The following is a 19,930-nucleotide window of genomic DNA, read 5'->3' as shown; positions in this document are numbered from 1 at the left end:
GTGCCGCCTAGACACTGGTTGATGCCACCTGACGCAGGTCAGCCAAGGGCCACTGGTACTGTGTAGCCCGCCGCCGCGGACACACTCGCCGGCTCGCGTAGCCTAGGTCCAACGACTATTGGCGGTAGCAGTGAATTTAAGTCCGGCCTTTGGTGTTCTCGGTGCTCTATAAGCGGTCTTCACGATCATCATGGCCGTCCTGGCGGTGTACGCCCTCGTCCGGGCCATTGTGTTCCTGCGGCTGCGGATTGCCGAGCTGAAGAGGTCCGTCCCCGGGTACGGACAGTTCCATGGAGCGACGCGCAGACTTTAGCGTGAAGGCATGAGTTTCGCGAGTGCCGCGGCCGCTGGGCGCGAGGCGCGGTGCCTATTTGCTCGTAGGTTTTCAGTAAAACGGACAGTGCGCTTGTTCAACCGCAAATGCGGCCGCGCCCCTTCTATGCACGAGCACGATTTGGCGTGGTTGAGCCAGTGGAGTCTTGGCATCTTGGGTGAGACAAAACGGTAAGAAGAAGTGCGAAAATTTAGCGGTTTTCCCTTAGGACGACGCGCTGGGACCGGGGTTCAAGTCCCCCTCCGCGCACAGAAAGAAGCCCCGGAACATCACTGGTTCTCCGGGGCTTCTTTGTGTCTCCGTAACTGGGTGCCGGGGCCCCAGACGACTCAGCCGCTGATGAGCTCCTTGACCGGCCCTTCGTGCACCGCAAGATAGACCGCGTCCCGAATCTGGTTAGCCTGGACGTCTGTCATCGTCCCGCTGAGGCTGCGCAGGACAAGCCTTACCAATGCGTTGGCCTGCCCATCGCCGATCTGCAGCCGGTCCTGGACTCGCTTGGGGAGCTCCTGGCACTGGGTCAGGGCCAACAGGTCTACCGATTCCAGGTTTTCGGCCTGATCACCAAGTGCTGTCCGCACCTGATCACCGAGCAACTCGGCGTCGGTGTCCGCCGGAACAACAACGGAAATATCCCTACGGATAGCGGGCATCCGCGACACCGGCCTCCATCGGGACAGGTCCAACATCTGCTGTTGAATCCGCTCGTCCTCCGCCCTCAGCAGCCTGATGTCCGGGATGCCTTTGCGAAGCATCAGGGCCCGGTCCAGGCCCATGCCCAGGGCCAGCCCCGCCCACCGCGCAGGATCCAAACCGGCTTCCGAAAGGAGGTGCGGTGCCATCAGCCCGCACTCGGCGAGCTCGAGCCAATGGCCGTCCAACAGGACGTCTACCTGCAGCCCACGTGTGGTGTACGGGTGGACAGCCGGCGAGGCGCGCCAATGTGCTCCCGGAAGTACCGCCTGGACCAAGGACGCGATCATGTCCTGCAGGTCGCGCGGGGTCAGTCGTTTGCCCGATTTCACGCGCCACAGGTCAACCTGATGAGGCGTTCCCACATGGGTGTGGTCAATGGCATCGCGACGGTAAACCAGTCCCGGTATGACCCAGAGTTCGTCCAATTGCGCGTCGGGATCCAGCGACCGCAGGAGTGACGGTATGGAAGCGGAAGTGTGGCTTCGGAGCATAACGGTGGGGCTGACGTAACGGGAGTACCGCTGGTCCCGGGTGACATCCAGGGGGCTGAACCCCAACAGATCGTAGTTGTGTGCCACGCTCACCAGAGGGCTGTGGCGAACCACACGCTCGGGCACTTTCCAGCGAGAGGAGAGCGCTGCGGTCACTCCTTGAAGGAGGTCCTGCATCGCGTGAGGTTGATGAGCGGAGTTAGTGAGATCCCGGATAGTCAGGGCTTGATGAAGTTCAGCGGGAGTGAGATAAGTGGGCACTGTTGGTCCTTGGGTTTTGGCTGGAAAGGGTTTCTTCTCCCCCGACCGTGCCAGCGCCAGGACCTAGGCGCGCGCCTGTAAGCCCTCGCGACCGGTGAACGGCCGGGGGCACAGAAATTGACGCGCACAAAGCATGGGGCGACTATACCGCAAGGAGACGGACCCGCCCATGGGTAGCGGACGGGCACGCAAGGGTGGAACATGACCCGTATGGACGTTGCGGCAGATGAGGTACAGAGTACTGGCCACGTGGTCCTTCTGGGCGATTCCATATTCGACAACGCCGCCTATGTGGACGGCGGCCCCGACGTCGTCAGCCAACTGCGGCAGGAACTCCCGGGCTGGAAGTGTTCACTCCTGGCCATCGACGGGGACGTGATCACCGGCGTCGCCCGCCAGCTCCGCGGCCTCCCTATGGATGCCACCCATCTGGTGGTGAGCGTTGGCGGAAACGACGCCCTGGGTTACGCACCGTTGTTGCAGGAGCGGCCGGGCTCAGTTGCCGAGGCCCTGCTTTTGCTTGGGGCGGGAAGGGACAGGTTCGACGCCGACTACCGGACCATGCTGCCTGCCGTCCTGGCGCAGGGACTGCCCACTGCCGTGTGCACCATTTACGACACTCTCCCATCGGAGCCGAACCAAAAAATCATCAAAGCAGCGCTCGCCCTCTTCAACGACTCCATCACCAGGGCCGCCTTTGCCAGCGGAACAGCACTGATCGACCTTCGGCTCATCTGCAGCGAAGACGGGGACTACGCGAACCCCATCGAGCCCTCAACCCAGGGCGGACGAAAAATTGCGCGGGCCATTACTGCCCTCGTCCGGGGCGGGCAGCCTTACCCGCGCTCGGTTGTTGTTGGCGGGGCGGCGCCGAAAGATTTTGCCGCCCCGCCAATCCAGCCAAAAGGCTGAGCCTGCGCCCCCGTCAGTGCGGGCGTAGGCTGCGGATCCGCGGATGCTTGATCCGCTTTGGCGGCCGGGAGTCAGCTGTGGCTGGCCGGTACTGGACCCGCCGCCTGCCCGCACGGGTGGCTTTCCGCTCCTGCCGCCGGGCCTTTCTTTCCGGCCGGTCAATGCCGGACAAAACAGCAAGGGATCCTGCGATCCAGAGGAACGCCATCGTCAACACCAAGGTAATTTCCATCTCAGCGCCCATGGCTAATCTTAGAACTTTCGAACCCCGGGAAGAGCCCCCATTTCCCGCGGCCTCCTTCTGATCTCCGGCCTACAACACCCCCAGCCCCCGCACCGCAGCCAGGACGTCCTGCACCGTGACTGCCAGTAGCGCCGGATCCGGCTGCTCCGCGAAGGTATCGCCCCGCCGCAGTTCAGCGCGGGTCAGGACAACGTGGGGACCTGGGGGCGGACCCCAGATCTCGGGGGGTGCAGGCCCGAACAACACCACCGACGGGGTGCCGTATGCAGAAGCCAGATGCGCGGCCCCTGTGTCCGCCGAAACCAGCAGACGGGCCGCGGCGATGGTCGCAGCGAACTCCGCGAGGCCGAGCCTGCCTGCCAGAACTGTGTCCTCTGCAAGCCCCGACCGGCGGCACACATCCAGGGCCCGGTCCCTTTCGCTGCTGCCACCGGTGAAGACGACGTTGTGCCCGGCCTGGTCAAGGGCCGAGGCAACTGCTGCAAACCGCTCTGCCGGCCAAAGGCGGCTGCCGTAGGCGGCCCCGACGTGCAACACGGTTGCACCAGGAACGGGGCTGGGCACGTGCGGCGTGTTCAGCTGGATGTCCAAAGGATCAGCCTCGATCCCGTGCCATTCCAGGAGCTTCGTCCAGCGCTCCCTCTCATGCAGCTCGCCGTGCCACGGCGGCCCGTCCCGGTACTGGCTCCGGTGGCCTATGGTTTGCCGTGCCTGCAAAGCCTCGATCCGGCCCTGGCTTTCCGGTCCGCTGCCATGGAGGTTAACGGCAACATCCACGATGCCGGGCTCCATGGCCAGTGGTTCGTCCAGGCCGTGTGTGGGAAAAAGTTCATAACCACCAACGAGCCCAAGCGCCTCCGACAGCCAGCCCTGGGCCGCGTACCGCAGCCGGTGTTCCGGGAAGGTGCGCCGGAGAGCCTTCAAGGCCGGTACTGCGACGAGCAGGTCCCCCAACTTGAGGGCCCTAAGTACCAGGAGCTCGGGTTTTCCGTCGTAGGCGTCCACGGCGTTCCGTGCCGCAGCATTAGGAGCGCTCATGCCCGGTGCCCGGCCAGCTCGGTTGCCGCCAGACTGCGGACGTCCTCGTGCACATCCCGCACTTCAATGCCGGCCACCACCGAGTCGTCGTGGGGGCAGCGCGGAGCCGTCCAGCCAACCTGGGTAACGTCTATGCCGCAGGTGGGACAGACCGTCACCCAGGAAGCGTGGATCCGGTGCAGGCTCCGCCCCAACGCGCCGGCATTAATAACGTTGCCGGCCCAGAAGATTCCAACTGTGGGTACCCCCAGCGCCTGGGCGAGATGCCGCGGGCCGCTGTCATTTCCCACTACCACCGCTGCGCCGGCCAGCACCGCCACCAAACCCGCCATGTCCAGCTCGCCGGCCAGCGAGCGGACGTCGCACGACGCCGCCAGTTCGACGATGCGGTCGGCGATGTCCTTCTCGCTGCCGTCCCCCACTACCACCACCTGGAAGCCGTCACCGGCACAGGCTACGGCGAGCTCAGCGAACCGCTCAGCTGGCCAGCGGCGGCGCGGATCCGTGGCCCCGGGATGCATGACCACCAAAGGCTGGCTGTCGCCGTCGGCCGCTTGGAAAGGAGCCTGCAGCCCTTCGGCGGGCGCCAGGCGCGCCTCAAGATCAACAGGATAGGCACCGGCGAACCCGGCCACCTCAAGCGCCCGCAGGGGCTCGTGCTGGTAGTAGAGGTACGGTACTGTGCGTTCCAGGCTTGCCGCGTCAGGGGTGCGCGTACCCACTGTATGCCTGGCACCCAACCGAAGCAGGAATGGGTTGGAATACCGTCCGCCGCCATGGACCTGCACTGCGAGGTCAAACTGCCGGGCACGCATCTCCCCGAAGAACCGGTCCAGTTCCTCCTCGTCCTCATCCCCTGGCCGGACGCCTTCGGAAAAGGGCAGCACCTGAACTTCGTCTATTGGGCTCTTGGTGGCACTGATCAGGGCTTTGTGCGCCGGGGTGCCGAGAAGTGTGATGGAAGCCTCAGGATAGGCGGCTTTCAAGGCCGCAATGGCGGGAATGGCAAAAATCAGGTCACCGAGACCACCACCGCGCAGGACGGCTATCCTTGATACTGAGTTAAACTTATCGAGGACCGGACCAACGCCTGTGCCGGCCCGCCCGGCGCCTCCGAACTCTGCAGTCAACTGCTCCATATGTACCCCTTTGAATAGTGCGGAGACCGCAGCGTCCACCGCGGCCTCCCCTGCCTTGCAGCCACAGTAGGGTGATGAACCTTGAGGCCGCTTCCTTTAAACCTCTACCCAAACGGCAGTCAATATACTCCCGCTATTGGGGAATACCCGGATGATGCTGTACGTTTCATACGCGACAGACGAACCAAAGAAAAGAGAAGCACCTAAATTGGCAACCGATTACGATGAACTGCGTTCCGACGTCAAGGAATCGCAGGACAACTCTCTCGAGCAGCTCCAGTCAGCCAACGCTCCCGACGCGCGCAGCGTTGTCCTGGAGCTGGACGAAGCTGACGGCCTCGACGGCGCGGGCGTACCCGGCGGCGAGTTTGTCGCTGAGGAGCTCGTGGTGCAGGTCATCCCGCAGGCAGAGGACGAATTCACCTGCTACTCCTGCTTCCTGGTCCGCCACCGCTCGCAGATTGCGCGCCAGAAGGACGGCCACACCTACTGCACAGAGTGCGAAGGCTGATCAGGCAACCAGACGGTACGGCTGCTGCAGCCGCTCCCACAACTGAGCGAAAGGCACGCCCGCCAATTGGTGGACGTGCCTTTCGCTTTTAAGCGAGCTTCTGCCGCACCAGCTGGCTGACTTCCTTGCCGTCGAAGCGCCCTGCAACCTCAGCTGTCACAGGCTTCATGACTTCGCCCATCTGGCGGGCCGTCAGCTCGCGGCCCCCGGCGCGGAGCCCCTCGATGACCTCATCGACAATTGCCTCCACCTCCGCCAAAGTCAGCGGCTTGGGCAGGTAAGACTCGATCACTTCCGCTTCGGCAATTTCCGCCGCCGCACGGTCCGGCTGTCCGGCTTCTGCATAAATCCCGGCCGTGTCCCGCCGCTTCGCGGCTTCCTTCTGGAGCAGGGTTGTTACTTGCGCGTCATCGAGCTGGACGGGTGTCTTTCCCGATTTTTCACGGGTCTCAATCTCGCCCAGGACGTTCCTGACGGTGGTCAGTGCGGTCTTGTTGCGCTCCTTCATATGGATGACGACGTCGGCCTGCAGCCGTTCCTTTAGAGATGACACGTTTCCTCTGTTCCTATGTTTACTGTTGCCTTTGGACGGGGCGGGGGCGGCGCAGGGCGCCGCGGCAGCGTCTTCCCATCCCTAGTACCGTAGGGGCTTATGGCCGCACATGACCACCCGATTCCCGACACCAATCAATGAACCTTCCGGACAACCCCTGGAACACGATCCTTGCCGCCTTCAGCCACACGGATGTCCCGGCCATCTCCTTTGTTGAGCTGCTGGTGGCCCTCGCCATTGTTACCGCCTTGTCAGTGCCCCGCCGGTCATGGAAATACGTTGGCCTGCTGTCGACTGCCACCCATGAATTGGGCCATGCCTTCGCTGCCGTCACGAGCGGGCAGCGGTTATCCGGCATAAGGCTGCGTTTCGACCATTCAGGCGCCACCACTACGTACAGCCGGAGCAGGCTTGCCACCGTGTGGTCCTGCTTCTGGGGCTACCCCGTGCCTGCCGTTGTTGGCGCTGCGCTCGTTTGGTGCGGCTTCAACGGGTGGGGTCCGGCAGCTTTAGCGGCCAGCACCGTTGCCCTGGCTGCCACGTTGCTCTTCCTCCGCAACCCCGCGGGTTTCCTGATTACTGCCGCCGCCATTGCCGCCAACACGGCCCTCATTTTCCTGGTGCCGGACCGGTTCGTGGGTCACGTGACCGTCATTCTGGGCCTGGTGCTGCTGGTGGGTGCCGTCCGCGACCTTATCAAGCTCACCCACGTGCACCTGCGGCGGAGGGACCGGCTCGCCAGCTCGGACGCTTACCTGCTGTACCGCGCTACCGCCATCCCCTCTGGTGTCTGGATCGTCCTGTTCATGGTCTTCATTGTGGGGTCCTGGCTTGCCGCGTGGCAGCCGATCTCCGCAGTCCTGCCGGCGGGCGCATAGGGTGGATCCATGAGCCAGGAAACGGAAAGCACCCAGCAGGCAATAAACGGCAGTACCTCTGAGCACAGCACCCGTGGCGCCTACGTCACCGGCGGAGCGGAGTTCAACCGCGACACCAACTACATCGAGGATCGGATTACCTCAGACGGCAGGCCGGGCCTTAACGGCGAACCTGGCTGGCCCGCGGAGCCGGGGCGCTACCGCCTCATTGCTGCCAGGGCCTGCCCCTGGGCCAACCGGACAGTTATCGTCCGCCGCCTCCTGGGGCTCGAAGACGCCATTTCCCTCGGCCAGCCCGGCCCCACACACGACGCACGGTCTTGGACGTTTGACCTGGACCCCGACGGCGTTGACCCGGTCCTGCGGATCGAGCGCCTTCAGGAGGCGTACTTCAGGCGCTTCCCCGGCTACCCGCGCGGCATCACCGTCCCGGCGATTGTCGAGGTCGCTACAGGCGCCGTTGTCACCAACAACTTTCCGCAGATTACCCTGGACTTCTCGACCGAGTGGGCGAGATACCACCGCCCCGGCGCGCCCCAGCTGTACCCCGAGCATCTTCGCGAGGAAATCGACGCGGTCAACAAGCGGGTTTTCACTGAAGTCAACAACGGGGTTTACCGTTGCGGCTTCGCCGGCTCGCAGGAAGCCTACGACTCCGCCTACGCCCGGCTCTGGTCTGCCATGGACTGGCTGGAAGAACGGCTCTCCCGGCAGCGGTACCTGGTAGGCGACACCATTACAGAAGCCGACGTACGGCTGTTCACCACCCTGGCCCGCTTCGACGCCGTCTACCACGGCCACTTCAAGTGCAACAGGCAAAAACTGAGCGAGATGCCGGCACTATGGGGCTACGCACGCGACCTGTTCCAGACTCCCGGCTTCGGCGACACCACAGACTTCGTGCAGATCAAGCAGCACTACTACATCGTGCACGAGGACATCAATCCCACCGGTATTGTCCCGGCCGGCCCTGCCCTGAACGGATGGCTGGAGGACCACGGGCGGGAAGCCTTGGGCGGCCGTCCCTTCGGGGACGGGACTCCACCGGGGCCGGTAAAGCAAGGGGAAGAAGTTGCCCCCGGACACGGAGCGCACTCCTGACGGAAATCGCTTTCTGGCTAAACTTGCCGGATGCAGATATCCCAATGCCACATAACGCCCGGCTACGAAAACGTACTGGAGCTCTTCGAATCATTCCTGGACGCGGATCCTGAGTACAGTGCCCAACTCGCCGCCTACCACCAGGGGAAGCAGGTGGTGGCACTCACGGGTGGACCGGACATGGACGCGGACACGATAACCGGCGCCTACTCCTGCTCCAAGGGAGTGGCAGCGATGGTGATGGCACTACTCGTCCAGGACGGACTGCTTGACCTCGACGCTACGGTGGCCCACTACTGGCCCGAGTTTGCGGTCCATGGCAAGGACAGGTTGCTGGTGCGGGAAGCCTTGTCACACCAGGCCGGGCTTCCAGGTGTGGAGGGCGGGTTCGCGCTGGATGAGTTCACCACCCCCGGTGCTGCCGCCCGCCTGGCCGCCGCACGGCCGTCCTGGCAGCCGGGGCGGCAGTTCGGCTACCACGCCCTGACCATCGGGATCCTGATGGAGGAGCTGTGCCGCCGGACCGCCGGAGAACCGCTTCAGGGAATTTATGACCGGAGGATCCGGACCGCCCGGGACATCGACTTCTTCCTTGGCCTGCCCCAGGAGTTGGAGACCCGGTACAGGGACGTGCTCTACACCGGCGACCCGCAGGAGCCTTGGCTGGACCCCCTTAGCCTTGACGGCCTGAACAGCAACGCGGCTGTCAGCACCATCATGGAGCTCCCGAACATCCGCGCAGTGCGGGCCGCCGGCATGTCGGCGGCGGGCGGAGTGGGATCCGCCGATGGCCTGGCCAGGCTTTACGCCGCGGCCACCACCGGAATCGACGGCGGAGAGGCCTTCCTGCGCCCCGCAACAGTGGAGCTGATGTCCCAGGAGCAGGTGTGGGGCCTTGACCGGTCCTCCGGGCTGGACAACGCCTTTGCCGTGGTGTTCATGAAGCCCCACCCCTCCCGGAACTTCGGCAGCCACCGTGCCTTCGGCCACGAGGGCGCCAATGCGGCCCTGGGGTTCGCTGACCCCGCTTACGGGCTCGGGTTTGGCTACATTCCCCGGCGGGCTGAGGACGGACGAACGCCGGGCAAAGCCCACCAACTTGGCGCCGCCGTGCGCCGTTCAGTGGCAGCCTTGTCCTGAAAACGGCCACACCGGATGCCCCGGTCCCCGGCCTGACCAGCGGCTTTGTCCCCGCCCTGGCGGGCGCCCTAGGGTTAATTGAATGGCCAAATCTCAAGCACGTCCGGCAGTCCGGTGGGCCTGGGGCACCCAGTACCTGAAGCAGGCAGTGGAAGGACTGTCCGCTGCGTTCGCTGCACAGCGCCTGCAGTTGGCGGCGAAGGCCGCCCTGGCCGCGGGCCTGGCCTTCCTGATCGCCCCGCTGATGCCGGGGGCAGCAGCCAACTACCCCTACTACGCGCCGCTGGGAGCACTGGTGGCGATGTACCACAACGTCGCAGGCTCAGTGCGCCAGGGCTTCCAGGCCCTTGCCGGGCTCGCCGTCGGCATAGGCCTCGCTGTCATCCTCGTGACCATTGCGGATCCCTCACCCCTGACGGTGGCCTTGTTCATGGGGATAGGTGTGCTGCTGGGCGGGGTTCGGGGCATAGGTTCCGGCAGCGACTGGATTCCGACGGCGGCCCTGCTGGTCCTCCTTGTGGGAGGCAACAATGCAGACGAATTTTCTTTCGGATACCTAATGCAGATGGGCGTGGGCGTGGGTGTGGGCATCGCCGTGAACTTCCTGGTTTTTCCCCCGCTGCACCTGAAGGCGGCCGCGGCCAGCCTGGATGACTTACGCCTTGCCCTGGGCAAGCAGTTGACAGACATGGGTGCAGCGCTGAAGGAAGAGTGGCCGCCTGAACACGAGGAATGGTCGCGCCGCTCCGAGGAGCTCGCATCGGCCGCGCGCTCCGTCCGGCACCTCGTTCAAGAAGCTGACGCCAGCCGGCGCGCCAACCCCCGGCGCAGGCTCCACCCCCGTGATATCGACGACGACTACCGCAACCTTCGACAACTGGAGCGGGTGACGTTCCACGTCCAGGACATGACGGACGTGCTCTCGGACGTCATCTGGGAAAGCGACGTGCCCTACACCGTTCCGCTGCAGGACAGCGGACCGCTTGCCGACGCGATCACCGCAGCCGGCAATTTGCTTTCCTCAATCACCGGTGCGGACACAGCGGAGCAGGAGGTGCTTTTCGCCGCCGCCACGACGGCTGTAAACGCCGCCGCGGCAGCCACCGCCGCCCGGGAGCTGCAAGAGGGCGCCCTCCCCGCGTCCGAGTCGATCCTCCTCAGCCTTCACCGGATCCTGCGTGCCGTCCGTCCCGGCGGCGAGGCAACGCCGTCGTAGGAAAGGAAGACTAAAGGGCCTTGACCGAGCCGCTGAAATGCCTGCGGCCGGACCGCGGGTTCCACGCTGAAAAGTCGGAGCGCTCCCAGTTTCCCGCGGCGCCCTGCACCGTACTGATATCCAGCGCCACCCGGCAGGGAAGGAAGACCGGAGCCTCGAAGTCCACGTCCCAGGAGAAAGAATCACCACGGACAGCACCGACGTCGGCGAGCGCCCTGGCCGCAAGGTACATGCCGTGGGCGATGGAGCGCCGCATCCCAAGCGCCTTGGCTGACAGCACGCTGAGGTGGATGGGGTTGAAGTCCCCGGATACGGCCGCGTAGGCCCTTCCGGTGTCTACCCCCAACTGCCAGAGCCCCGTGGGGTCCGGGGCCGTGAACCCGGTGTGTGCCGGAGCCGCTGATGGTTTGTCGATGCCGGGGAGGAAAACCCCCTTGGCGAGGTAGGTTGACGTACCCTGCCAGGAAGTGTCTTCTTTGCCGGCCAGACGCACCTCGGTTACCACGTCCACTTGAGTCCCCGCACGGTGGCCGCGCAGGTTTTCGACGTGCGCAGTAATGTCCAGGGCGTCCGTGAACAGCACCGGCGCTCTGTGTTCCACGCTGTTTCGAAGGTGGATCATGCCCAGCAGCGGGAGCGGAAAGTCGTCCCGGTTCATGACGCTCATGGCGAGGGGGAACGCCAGGGCATGGATGAAGCCGGCGGGCAGGACATCACTGGCAGTTTCGCCGACCAGGTGCTGGTATGCAGTGAGGTTTTGAACGTTCACCGTGACCCTGCGGACCTCGTGGCCTTCCCCCGGGAGAACGGAGCCGTCATGCGTTCCAAGCAACCTGCGCCGGGCCGCCTGGGCTGCGGCATTTACGTACAGCTTCGACAGCGACGGCATCTCGCCCAGGATCACTGGTTGAGCGGGCATCATGCTCCCATCACATACTGCCCACAGACCCGCAGAACTTCACCGTTAATACCGCCGGCGGCGTCGCTGGCAAGGAAGGCGATGGTTTCGGCCACGTCGGTTGGTTGTCCGCCCTGCTGCAGCGAGTTGAGGCGGCGCCCCATCTCCCGCAGAACCAGCGGCACCCGGGCCGTCATCTCGGTTTCGATAAAGCCGGGCGCCACGGCATTGATGCTTCCCCCGTGGGCACTGATCAGCGGCGCGGTGGCACGGACCATGCCCATGACACCGCCCTTGGATGCCGCGTAGTTGGTCTGTCCCCGGTTTCCCGCAATGCCGCTGGTGGAGGCGACGGAGACGATTCGCGGAGAAGCGCGGAAGTGTTCGGACCCAAGGAGTGCCTCGTTAATCCGGAGCTGGGCCGCAATGTTGATGTCGATTACCAAGTTCCAGCGGGCTTCATCCATATTGGCCAGGAGCTTGTCCCGGGTAATGCCGGCGTTGTGGACCATGATGTCCAGCCGCCCGTGCCGCTGGACTGCGTGCCCAAGGATCCTTTTCCCGGCGTCGTTCCTGCTGATGTCCAGCTGGAGCGCAGTCCCCCGCACCTCGTTGGCTACCGCTGCCAACTGGTCGCCGGCTGCCGGGATGTCCACCAGGACCAGGGTGGCGCCGTCCCGGTGCAGGGTCCTGGCGATTGCCGCGCCGATGCCCCGGGCTGCTCCGGTGACGACGGCGACCCTGCCTTTCAATGGCTTTCCCACGTCCTGCGGAGGTTCTCCCGCGGCTGTCGAGACCGTGATGAACTGGCCGTCCACAAAGGCGGAACGGCCCGAAAGGAAGAAGCGGATTGCTGCCAGTGCGCCCGGGCTGGTGGTCTGCACGTCCGGTGCCAGCAGAATACCGTTGCCGGTGGCGCCGGCCCGCAGTTCCTTCGCCAGGGAACGCAGGAAGCCGTCCACGCCCTGCCGCGCTGCTGCCGCCGCCGGGGTGGTTGCGTCCGACGCCAGCCGGGACACGGTAATGACACGGCCTCCCGCAGCCAGGTCCCGGAGGGAAGCTGCAGCGGAGAGGACGGGCTTTCCCAGGTCTTCCGGCTGGGCCACGTCATCCAGTACCAGGATGATGGCTCCAAGCTTTTCCCGCGGAACGGCGTGGCGCCGGACATCCAGGTCCCAGGAGAGCAGTTCGGCGGCCAGGGTGTCAGCGCCTGCCGTGCTTCCCTGGACCAGGACGGGTCCCGTGATCAGCGGTTCCCCGGGCTCGTACCGGCGCAGGACTGCCGGCTGGGGAAGCCCGAGCTTTTTGGCTACATTCCTGCCCAGGCCCTGGTTTACCAGTTGTGCGTATGTATCCGTCATCCGTGCCCCCTACAGTGATTCCAGGATTGCAACAACGCCCAGGCCGCCGGCTGCGCAGATCGAGACGAGGCCGCGGGCGGGGCGCCCGTCAGTAAGCGCCTTTTCATGCAGTGTTTTGGCGAGCGAAGCAACAATTCGGCCGCCGGTCGCGGCGAAGGGGTGGCCTGCAGCAAGTGAGGACCCATTGATGTTCAGCTTTGACCGGTCCACCTTGCCGAAGGCACCTGGCAATCCGAGCCGGGTCCGGCCGAATTCCTCGTCCTCCCAGGCGGCCAGCATGCTGAGGACTGTGGCCGCGAAGGCCTCGTGGATTTCGATGAAGTCGATGTCGTCCAGAGTGAGGCCCTGGCGGGAGAGCAGCCTGGGCACGGCGAACACCGGTGCCATCAGGAGTCCGTCCTTGCCGTGCACGAAATCCACCGCAGCTGCTTCCCCATCCACCACGGCTGCGAGCTTGGGCAGGTCGCGGGCATCGGCCCATTCTTCGGAAGCCAGCAGCACGGTGGAGGCGCCGTCGGTCAGCGGGGTGGAGTTTCCAGCGGTCATGGTGGCGTCCGCGCCGAGGTTCTTGCCGAAGACGGGTTTGAGGGCTGCGAGCTTTTCCAGGGAGGTGTCAGGACGCAGGTTTCCGTCCCGGGTCAGGCCGCGGTAAGGGGTGAGCAGGTCATCAAAGAAGCCTGTCTCGTAGGCCGCCGCGAGGTTCCGGTGGCTGTTCAGGGCGATTTCATCCTGCGCCTCACGCGAGATCTTCCATTGGGCTGTGGTCAGCGCCTGGTGCTCCCCCATGGACAGTCCCGTCCTGGGCTCGGAGGTTCCCGGGGCAAGCGGCGCCAGGTCCTTGGGCCGCAGGCGGCTCAGGATCTGCAGCCGCTGCGGAAGGCTCTTGGCCCGGTTGAGGTCGAGGATCACTTCGCGCAGTCCCTCGCTGACCACTACAGGGGCGTCGGACGCTGAGTCCACCCCGCCTGCGATCGCTGAGTCAATCTGGCCCAGCTTGATCTTATTGGCCAGGCCTACCACCGTTTCAAGGCCCGTGGCGCAGGCCTGCTGGAGGTCGTAGGCCGGTGTCTCCGGGGAGAGGGCGGAACCGAGCACCGCCTCACGGGTGAGGTTAAAATCCCGTGAGTGCTTCAGGACCGCCCCGGCAGCCACTTCCCCGATGCGTTCGTCCTGCAGACCAAACCGTGCGATGAGCCCGTCCAGGGCGGCTGTAAGCATGTCCTGGTTGGACGACTTGGCGTAGGCGCCGCCCGACCGCGCGAACGGGATGCGGTTGCCTCCAACAATGACTGCGCGGCGATGAGCAGGGGCGGAGCTTGCGGCGGGAGTTCCGGCAGCGTCTTGTCCGGTGGTGGGCTGTCCGTCGATGGACATGGGTATCTCCTCGGGTCACGTTCGGTTACCGATACCCAGCGTACCTGATACGCTGGGTATCGTGAACACCCGGCAACGCCCCGCACCAGTCGCTGTGATCGCGCCCGAAGACGGGCGCTCGTCCCGCTGGCAGAGCCACCGGGAGGAGCGGCGCAGGGAGCTGATCAAGTCAGCCCGACGGGCAGTGCACGCCCTTGGCAGCGACGCTTCCATGGAGGACATTGCCGCCGCAGCAGGAACCTCGAAATCCGTCTTTTACCGCTATTTCGGGGACAAAGCCGGACTTCAGCAGGCTGTAGGCGAAGTTGTCCTCAGCCAGATGCAGCGTCGGATCCAGGAAGCCGCGCAGAGCGCCGTTACGCCACGCGAAGGTCTGCTTGCCATGGTGACTGCCTACCTGCAGATGGCCAGTACGAGCCCGAACGTCTACACCTTCGTCACACAGCATGCGGCTGCTGAACAGGACCCTTCCAGGGACTCGGCCGCCGGGTCCGCTGCCTTGGGGCACTTCTTTGACGCCGTGGCAGACATGATTGCCACTCCCATGCGCTCACACCTGGGCGATGGCAAGGAGGCCGTCATCGGCTACTGGCCCAAAGCGGCCATCGGGCTGGTGCGGAACGCGGGAGAACAATGGCTCAGTACCCCGGACTCCGCAACGAAACCCGGGCAGGAAGCGATGGCACGGCAGATAACGGCCTGGCTGTGCGTTGGGATTGCTCCTGAACTGCCCAAGTTGTCCGGCCCCGACGCCTGATCGCCATGATCCCCCGCAGCACCACCACCCCACCTGTCAGCACCAATAAAGGACATCGACATGACTGAACTAGTGGACCGTCCCGCCCGAAACCGGCAAAGTCCCGAAGCAACGGCCGCCCCGGGCACCGCCTCCGCCCAGCCCGCCGTCGACGTCGACGCGCTGGGTGAGCAACTGTTGGGCAAGTGGGCCGCCACCCGCCGCCAGGCCAGGAACCTGGCCGCGCAACCGGAACTGCACAAGATTGAAGGCCTGACCCACACGGAACACCGTGCCCGCGTGTTCGGGCAGCTGAAGTACCTCGTGGACAACAGGGCAGTGCACCGGGCGTTTCCCGAGTCGCTGGGCGGCTCCGATGACCACGGCGGGAACATCGCAGGCTTTGAGGAACTGGTGGTGGCGGACCCCTCGCTGCAGATCAAGGCCGGCGTCCAGTGGGGGCTTTTCGGTTCCGCGGTGATGCACCTCGGCACCGCCGAACACCACGCAAAGTGGCTTCCGGGCATCATGAACCTTCAGATTCCTGGCTGCTTTGCCATGACGGAAACCGGTCATGGCTCTGACGTGGCCAGCATCGCCACCACCGCGACCTACGACCCTTCCACCGATGAATTCGTCGTGCACACGCCCTTCCGGGCAGCCTGGAAGGACTACATCGGCAACGCGGCCACGGACGGCCTCGCCGCGGTGGTGTTCGCCCAGTTGGTCACCCGGGGCGTCAACCACGGGGTGCACGCCTTCTACGTGGATCTCCGTGACCCGGACACCAAGGACTTCCTGCCCAGCATCGGCGGCGAGGACGACGGCATCAAGGGCGGCCTCAACGGCATCGACAACGGCCGGCTTCACTTCACGCACCTCCGAATCCCGCGGACCAACCTGCTCAACCGCTACGGCGACGTGGACGCCGACGGACGGTACAGCTCCCCCATCGCCAGCCCGGGACGCCGCTTCTTCACCATGCTGGGCACCCTGGTGCAGGGCCGGGTGTCGCTGGACGGCGCTGCTGTTGCCGCATCCAAGGTCGCTCTGAAGGCGGCCATCCAATACGCCACCGAACGCCGGCAGTTCAACGCCTCCTCCCACACCGAAGAGGAAGTGCTCCTGGACTACCAGCGGCACCAGAAACGCCTGCTGACAAGGCTGGCCACCACGTACGCGGCCAGCTTCGCCCACGAGCAGCTGCTGGAAAAGTTCGACGACGTGTTCTCCGGGGCCCACGATACGGACGAAGACCGCCAGGACCTGGAGACCCTGGCTGCCGCACTGAAACCGCTCAGCACCTGGCATGCGCTGGGCACCCTGCAGGAGTGCCGCGAAGCATCCGGCGGCGCCGGGTTCCTAATCGAGAACCGGTTTGCATCACTGCGGGCCGACCTGGACGTCTACGCCACCTTCGAAGGCGACAACACGGTGTTGTTGCAGCTGGTCGCCAAGCGGCTCCTGGCTGATTACGCCAAGGAATTCCGGAGCGTGGACTTCGGGGTGCTGGCACGCTACGTTGTCGGCCAGGCGACCGGAGCGGCCATCCACCGCACCGGCCTGCGCCAGGTGGCCCAGTTCGTGGCCGACACCGGCTCCGTGCAAAAAGCGGCCATTGCCCTCCGCGACGAGGAGGGCCAGCGCGCGCTCCTCACCGACCGCGTGCAGACCATGGTGGCCGAGGCGGCTGCGGCTCTAAAGGGGGCGGGACGGCTGTCGCAGGAGAAGGGGGCAGCCCTGTTCAACAGGCACCAGAATGAACTCATCGACGCAGCCCAGGCGCATGCAGAATTGCTTCAGTGGGAGGCGTTCACGGATGCGCTGCGCGATGTTGCTGATCCCGGCACGAAGACCGTGCTGACCTGGCTGCGGGACCTGTTCGGGCTTTCGCTGATCGAAAAGAACCTGTCCTGGTACCTCATGAACGGCCGCCTTTCCATGCAGCGGGGCCGCACCGTGGGCGGGTACATCAACCGGTTGCTGGTAAGGCTCCGTCCCCATGCCGTGGACCTCGTGGACGCCTTCGGCTACGGCGAACAGCACGTCAGGGCAAGGATCGCCACCGGCGCCGAGAAAGAGCGGCAGGACGAGGCGCGCGCCTACTTCCGCAACCAGCGGGCCAGCGGCCAGGCACCCGTGGATGAGAAGGTGCTCCTCGCCCGCACCGTGGCGGGGAAGCGGAACTGACATCACCCGGGCGCAGGAAAACGACGACGGCGCCGCTCCCCTGGCGAGGGGGCGGCGCCGTCGTCGTTTGTGCTGGAAAGAGCTGCTAACTCTGTGCCGGCAGCACTGAGCGGTACACCTCAAGGGTTGTTTCGGTGATCGATTCCCAGGAGAAGTGCTGTTCCGCGCGCAGCCGGCCGGCCTGTCCCATGGCGCGGGCACGGTCGGGGTCGGAGACCACATCGGTGAGGGCGGCGGCGAATTCGGTGACGAACTTTTCCGGGTCAAGGGGCGTGCCGGTGCCGTCGGTGACCTGTTCCAGATCCACGAGGAGCCCCGTGCGGCCGTGGTCCACCACCTCGGGAATACCGCCGGTGGCGCTGGCCACCACAGCTGCGCCGCAGGCCATGGCTTCGAGGTTGACGATGCCGAGCGGTTCGTAGATGGAGGGGCAGGCGAAGGCGGTGGCGTGGCTGAGCACCTGGATGAGCTCATGGCGGGGCAGCATGCGTTCAATCAGGACAACGCCGGTCCGCTCCCGCTGAAGGTCCTCGATCAGGCGGGCCGTCTCCGCAGCCAGTTCCGGAGTGTCGGCAGCGCCCAGGCAGAGGACCAGCTGGACGTCGGCCGGAAGCTTGGCGGCGGCTCTCAGAAGGTAGGGAACGCCCTTCTGGCGCGTGTTTCTCCCCACAAAAACGACACTCGGCTTGTCCGGATCAATGCCCAGGGCGCGGACCGCGTCGGTGTTCTCATCGCGGTTCCAGAGCCCCACGTCGATGCCGTTGTGGACCACCCGCACCTTGGCCGGGTCCACGTCGGGGTAGCTGCGCAGGATGTCCTGCCGCATGCCTTCCGATACGGCGATGATGGCCGCAGCGGCCTCGTAAGCTGTCTTCTCCACCCAGGAGGACAAAGCGTAGCCCCCGCCAAGCTGCTCCGCCTTCCAGGGACGAAGCGGTTCGAGGCTGTGGGCGCTCAGAACGTGCGGAATCCCGTGGAGCAGGGACGCAAGGTGCCCTGCCATGTTGGCGTACCAGGTGTGTGAATGGACCAGGTCCGCGCCCTCGATGTCAGGGACGATCCGCAGGTCCACCCCAAGGGTCTGGACAGCGGCGTTGGCTGATCCCAGGTCCTCCGGGACCGCGTAGGAGGTCACTCCGGCACCGTGGTAGTCAGCGTCGCGGGGAGCCCCGAAAGCACGAACCTGCAGGTCAACGTGCTTACTAAGCACCCTGCTCAATTCGGCCACGTGGACCCCGGCGCCACCATAGATCTCCGGCGGGAACTCTTTAGTCACAATGTCTATTCGCACAAGCACCAAGGTAGTCCTTCACGCTTAACTGTTCTAGTGTGAAGGAGTCCGGGCATGCCGGACTGTCTTGGGGAGTTACGAAGGCGTACAGGAGCGACCAAATATGCCGTTGAACAAAAGAGTCCTGGCCATTGTCCTCGCAGGCGGCGAGGGAAACAGACTGATGCCACTGACGGCAGACCGTGCGAAGCCCGCGGTACCGTTCGCGGGAAGCTACCGCCTGATTGACTTCGCCCTGTCCAACCTGGTGAATTCCCGCTACCTTCAGATCGTCGTTCTCACCCAGTACAAGTCCCACAGCCTTGACCGCCACATCTCTGAGACCTGGCGCATGTCCACGCAGCTGGGCAACTACGTGGCCTCCGTTCCGGCCCAGCAGCGTGTGGGCAAGAGCTGGTTCCTCGGCAGCGCCAATGCCATCTACCAGTCCTTAAACCTTATCCACGATGCCAACCCGGACATCGTGGTGGTAGTAGGCGCTGACCACGTCTACCGGATGGATTTCGCCCAGATGGTGGCGCAGCACGTCAACAGCGGCGCCAAGGCGACTGTCGCCGCGGTACGGCAGCCGCTGCACATGGCCGACCAGTTCGGCGTGATCGAAGTGGACCAGAACGATCCCCAGAAGATCGCGGCCTTCGTGGAAAAGCCCGCCACCACCCCCGGACTGGCCGCAGACCCCTCCCAGTTCCTGGCCTCAATGGGCAACTATGTGTTCGACGCCGACGCACTCGTCGCAGCCCTGCACGTGGACGCCGAGCGGCTGGACACCAAGCACGACATGGGCGGAGACATCATCCCCTACTTCGTGAACCAGGGCGAAGCCGGTGTCTACGACTTCACCCTCAACGACATCCCCGGCTCAACCGAGCGGGACCGTACGTACTGGCGCGACGTCGGCACCATCGATTCGTTCTACGACGCCCACATGGACCTCATCTCCCCGCTGCCGGTCTTCAACCTGTACAACTCCGAATGGCCCATCTACACCCGGCAGAGCATTTCCCCGCCGGCCAAGTTCGTCCGCGGCCAGAACAACACTGTGGGCGCCGCCCTGGACTCGATTGTCTCCAATGGCGTGGTGATCTCCGGCGGCGTGGTGGAAGGCTCGGTCCTCTCCAACGATGTCTACGTGGCCACCAGCAGCCGGATCATCGATTCGGTCCTGATGGACAAGGTGCAGATCGGTGAGGGCGCCGTCATCAACCGGGCCATCATCGACAAAAACGTCAAGGTGCCGGCGGGAGCCGCAATCGGACTCGACCCGGACCTGGACCGCGCCCGCGGCTTCAAGGTCACCGACTCCGGAATCACCGTCCTGGCCAAGGGCCAGGAAGTTCCCGAGCCCGGAGACGAAGAGCGCAAGCTTGCTGCCGCCAACCTGCATCTTGTGCCGAACGCGATTAAGGCAGCAGCGGAGCAGTACCCGGATCTTCGGGAATCCGTGGACAAGGTCGCCAAGACGCACGCTGCCGCAGCAGCAGAAACAGCTTCCGGCGCCCGCATCTCCTGATCGCTTCGAAGAAGCGCTCCCCGCTTCTGCCAGGGACCGCTCCCCTGCTGCCC

General features: G+C 64.8%; 17 protein-coding genes. 9 read left to right on the top strand and 8 right to left on the bottom strand.

Annotated elements, in window-relative coordinates:
- Positions 1 to 663 precede the first annotated feature (663 nt).
- Positions 664 to 1,782, bottom strand: a complete 1,119-nt coding sequence (gene srmL / locus AC5RT4_RS02750) for a PheS-related mystery ligase SrmL (RefSeq protein ID WP_494104798.1) — start codon at positions 1,780 to 1,782, stop codon at positions 664 to 666.
- 201 nt (positions 1,783 to 1,983) lie between these two features.
- Between srmL and AC5RT4_RS02745 the strand changes: the two genes are divergently transcribed.
- Positions 1,984 to 2,694 (top strand): SGNH/GDSL hydrolase family protein, encoded by a 711-nt coding sequence (locus AC5RT4_RS02745; protein WP_494104797.1) that lies wholly within the window; start codon positions 1,984 to 1,986, stop codon positions 2,692 to 2,694.
- 313 nt (positions 2,695 to 3,007) lie between these two features.
- On the opposite strand, the gene AC5RT4_RS02740 is transcribed toward AC5RT4_RS02745, so the two are convergent.
- Together AC5RT4_RS02740 and AC5RT4_RS02735 are read right to left on the bottom strand one after the other, a co-directional pair.
- Positions 3,008 to 3,976 (bottom strand): glycosyltransferase family 9 protein, encoded by a 969-nt coding sequence (locus AC5RT4_RS02740; RefSeq protein WP_494039683.1) that lies wholly within the window; start codon positions 3,974 to 3,976, stop codon positions 3,008 to 3,010.
- On the bottom strand, positions 3,973 to 5,115 hold the full coding sequence (locus tag AC5RT4_RS02735) for a glycosyltransferase family 9 protein (protein ID WP_494039682.1): 1,143 nt from the start codon (positions 5,113 to 5,115) through the stop codon (positions 3,973 to 3,975). The genes AC5RT4_RS02740 and AC5RT4_RS02735 overlap by 4 nt, the downstream gene beginning before the upstream one ends.
- Before the next feature lie 208 nt (positions 5,116 to 5,323).
- Between AC5RT4_RS02735 and AC5RT4_RS02730 the strand changes: the two genes are divergently transcribed.
- The gene (locus AC5RT4_RS02730) at positions 5,324 to 5,626 is read left to right on the top strand and encodes a DUF4193 domain-containing protein (RefSeq protein ID WP_104043953.1); all 303 of its coding nucleotides are present in this window, start codon (positions 5,324 to 5,326) and stop codon (positions 5,624 to 5,626) included.
- 88 nt (positions 5,627 to 5,714) lie between these two features.
- On the opposite strand, the gene AC5RT4_RS02725 is transcribed toward AC5RT4_RS02730, so the two are convergent.
- Positions 5,715 to 6,179 (bottom strand): GatB/YqeY domain-containing protein, encoded by a 465-nt coding sequence (locus tag AC5RT4_RS02725; protein ID WP_494104796.1) that lies wholly within the window; start codon positions 6,177 to 6,179, stop codon positions 5,715 to 5,717.
- Positions 6,180 to 6,316: 137 nt separating this feature from the next.
- Between AC5RT4_RS02725 and AC5RT4_RS02720 the strand changes: the two genes are divergently transcribed.
- The 4 genes from AC5RT4_RS02720 to AC5RT4_RS02705 all read left to right on the top strand — a co-directional run bounded on the left by AC5RT4_RS02720 (position 6,317) and on the right by AC5RT4_RS02705 (position 10,514).
- Positions 6,317 to 7,057 carry a M50 family metallopeptidase gene (locus AC5RT4_RS02720; RefSeq protein WP_494039680.1) on the top strand — a complete coding sequence of 247 codons (741 nt, stop codon included), beginning with the start codon at positions 6,317 to 6,319 and terminating at the stop codon, positions 7,055 to 7,057.
- Between the two features lie 9 nt (positions 7,058 to 7,066).
- On the top strand, positions 7,067 to 8,158 hold the full coding sequence (locus AC5RT4_RS02715; RefSeq protein WP_494039679.1) for a glutathione S-transferase family protein: 1,092 nt from the start codon (positions 7,067 to 7,069) through the stop codon (positions 8,156 to 8,158).
- A gap of 30 nt (positions 8,159 to 8,188) precedes the next feature.
- The gene (locus AC5RT4_RS02710) at positions 8,189 to 9,298 is read left to right on the top strand and encodes a serine hydrolase domain-containing protein (protein ID WP_494039678.1); all 1,110 of its coding nucleotides are present in this window, start codon (positions 8,189 to 8,191) and stop codon (positions 9,296 to 9,298) included.
- A gap of 148 nt (positions 9,299 to 9,446) precedes the next feature.
- Entirely contained in the window at positions 9,447 to 10,514 is a 1,068-nt protein-coding gene (locus AC5RT4_RS02705; protein ID WP_494040135.1) for an FUSC family protein, read from the top strand.
- Positions 10,515 to 10,524: 10 nt separating this feature from the next.
- On the opposite strand, the gene AC5RT4_RS02700 is transcribed toward AC5RT4_RS02705, so the two are convergent.
- The 3 genes from AC5RT4_RS02700 to AC5RT4_RS02690 are packed head-to-tail and all read right to left on the bottom strand — an operon-like array spanning position 10,525 to position 14,147.
- Positions 10,525 to 11,436 (bottom strand): MaoC family dehydratase, encoded by a 912-nt coding sequence (locus AC5RT4_RS02700; protein WP_494104795.1) that lies wholly within the window; start codon positions 11,434 to 11,436, stop codon positions 10,525 to 10,527.
- Positions 11,433 to 12,773 (bottom strand): 3-oxoacyl-ACP reductase, encoded by a 1,341-nt coding sequence (locus AC5RT4_RS02695; protein WP_494104794.1) that lies wholly within the window; start codon positions 12,771 to 12,773, stop codon positions 11,433 to 11,435. The genes AC5RT4_RS02700 and AC5RT4_RS02695 overlap by 4 nt, the downstream gene beginning before the upstream one ends.
- A gap of 9 nt (positions 12,774 to 12,782) precedes the next feature.
- Positions 12,783 to 14,147: an acetyl-CoA C-acetyltransferase gene (locus AC5RT4_RS02690; RefSeq protein WP_494039675.1), complete on the bottom strand. Its 1,365-nt coding sequence runs from the start codon at positions 14,145 to 14,147 to the stop codon at positions 12,783 to 12,785.
- A 61-nt stretch (positions 14,148 to 14,208) separates the two neighbouring features.
- Between AC5RT4_RS02690 and AC5RT4_RS02685 the strand changes: the two genes are divergently transcribed.
- A complete protein-coding gene (locus tag AC5RT4_RS02685; protein ID WP_494104793.1) occupies positions 14,209 to 14,904 on the top strand; it encodes a TetR/AcrR family transcriptional regulator in 696 nt (231 codons plus the stop codon).
- Positions 14,905 to 14,964: 60 nt separating this feature from the next.
- The gene (locus AC5RT4_RS02680; RefSeq protein WP_494104792.1) at positions 14,965 to 17,073 is read left to right on the top strand and encodes an acyl-CoA dehydrogenase family protein; all 2,109 of its coding nucleotides are present in this window, start codon (positions 14,965 to 14,967) and stop codon (positions 17,071 to 17,073) included.
- Positions 17,074 to 17,158: 85 nt separating this feature from the next.
- On the opposite strand, the gene glgA is transcribed toward AC5RT4_RS02680, so the two are convergent.
- The gene (gene glgA / locus AC5RT4_RS02675; RefSeq protein WP_494039673.1) at positions 17,159 to 18,364 is read right to left on the bottom strand and encodes a glycogen synthase; all 1,206 of its coding nucleotides are present in this window, start codon (positions 18,362 to 18,364) and stop codon (positions 17,159 to 17,161) included.
- 103 nt (positions 18,365 to 18,467) lie between these two features.
- Between glgA and glgC the strand changes: the two genes are divergently transcribed.
- A complete protein-coding gene (gene glgC / locus AC5RT4_RS02670; protein WP_494104791.1) occupies positions 18,468 to 19,877 on the top strand; it encodes a glucose-1-phosphate adenylyltransferase in 1,410 nt (469 codons plus the stop codon).
- The last annotated feature ends 53 nt before the right edge of the window (positions 19,878 to 19,930 follow it).

The sequence above is a fragment of the Arthrobacter sp. sptzw42 genome (assembly GCF_059089685.1).
The sequence above is the reverse complement of the archived record's forward strand: the minus strand, read 5'-3'. Positions and strand labels throughout refer to the sequence as shown.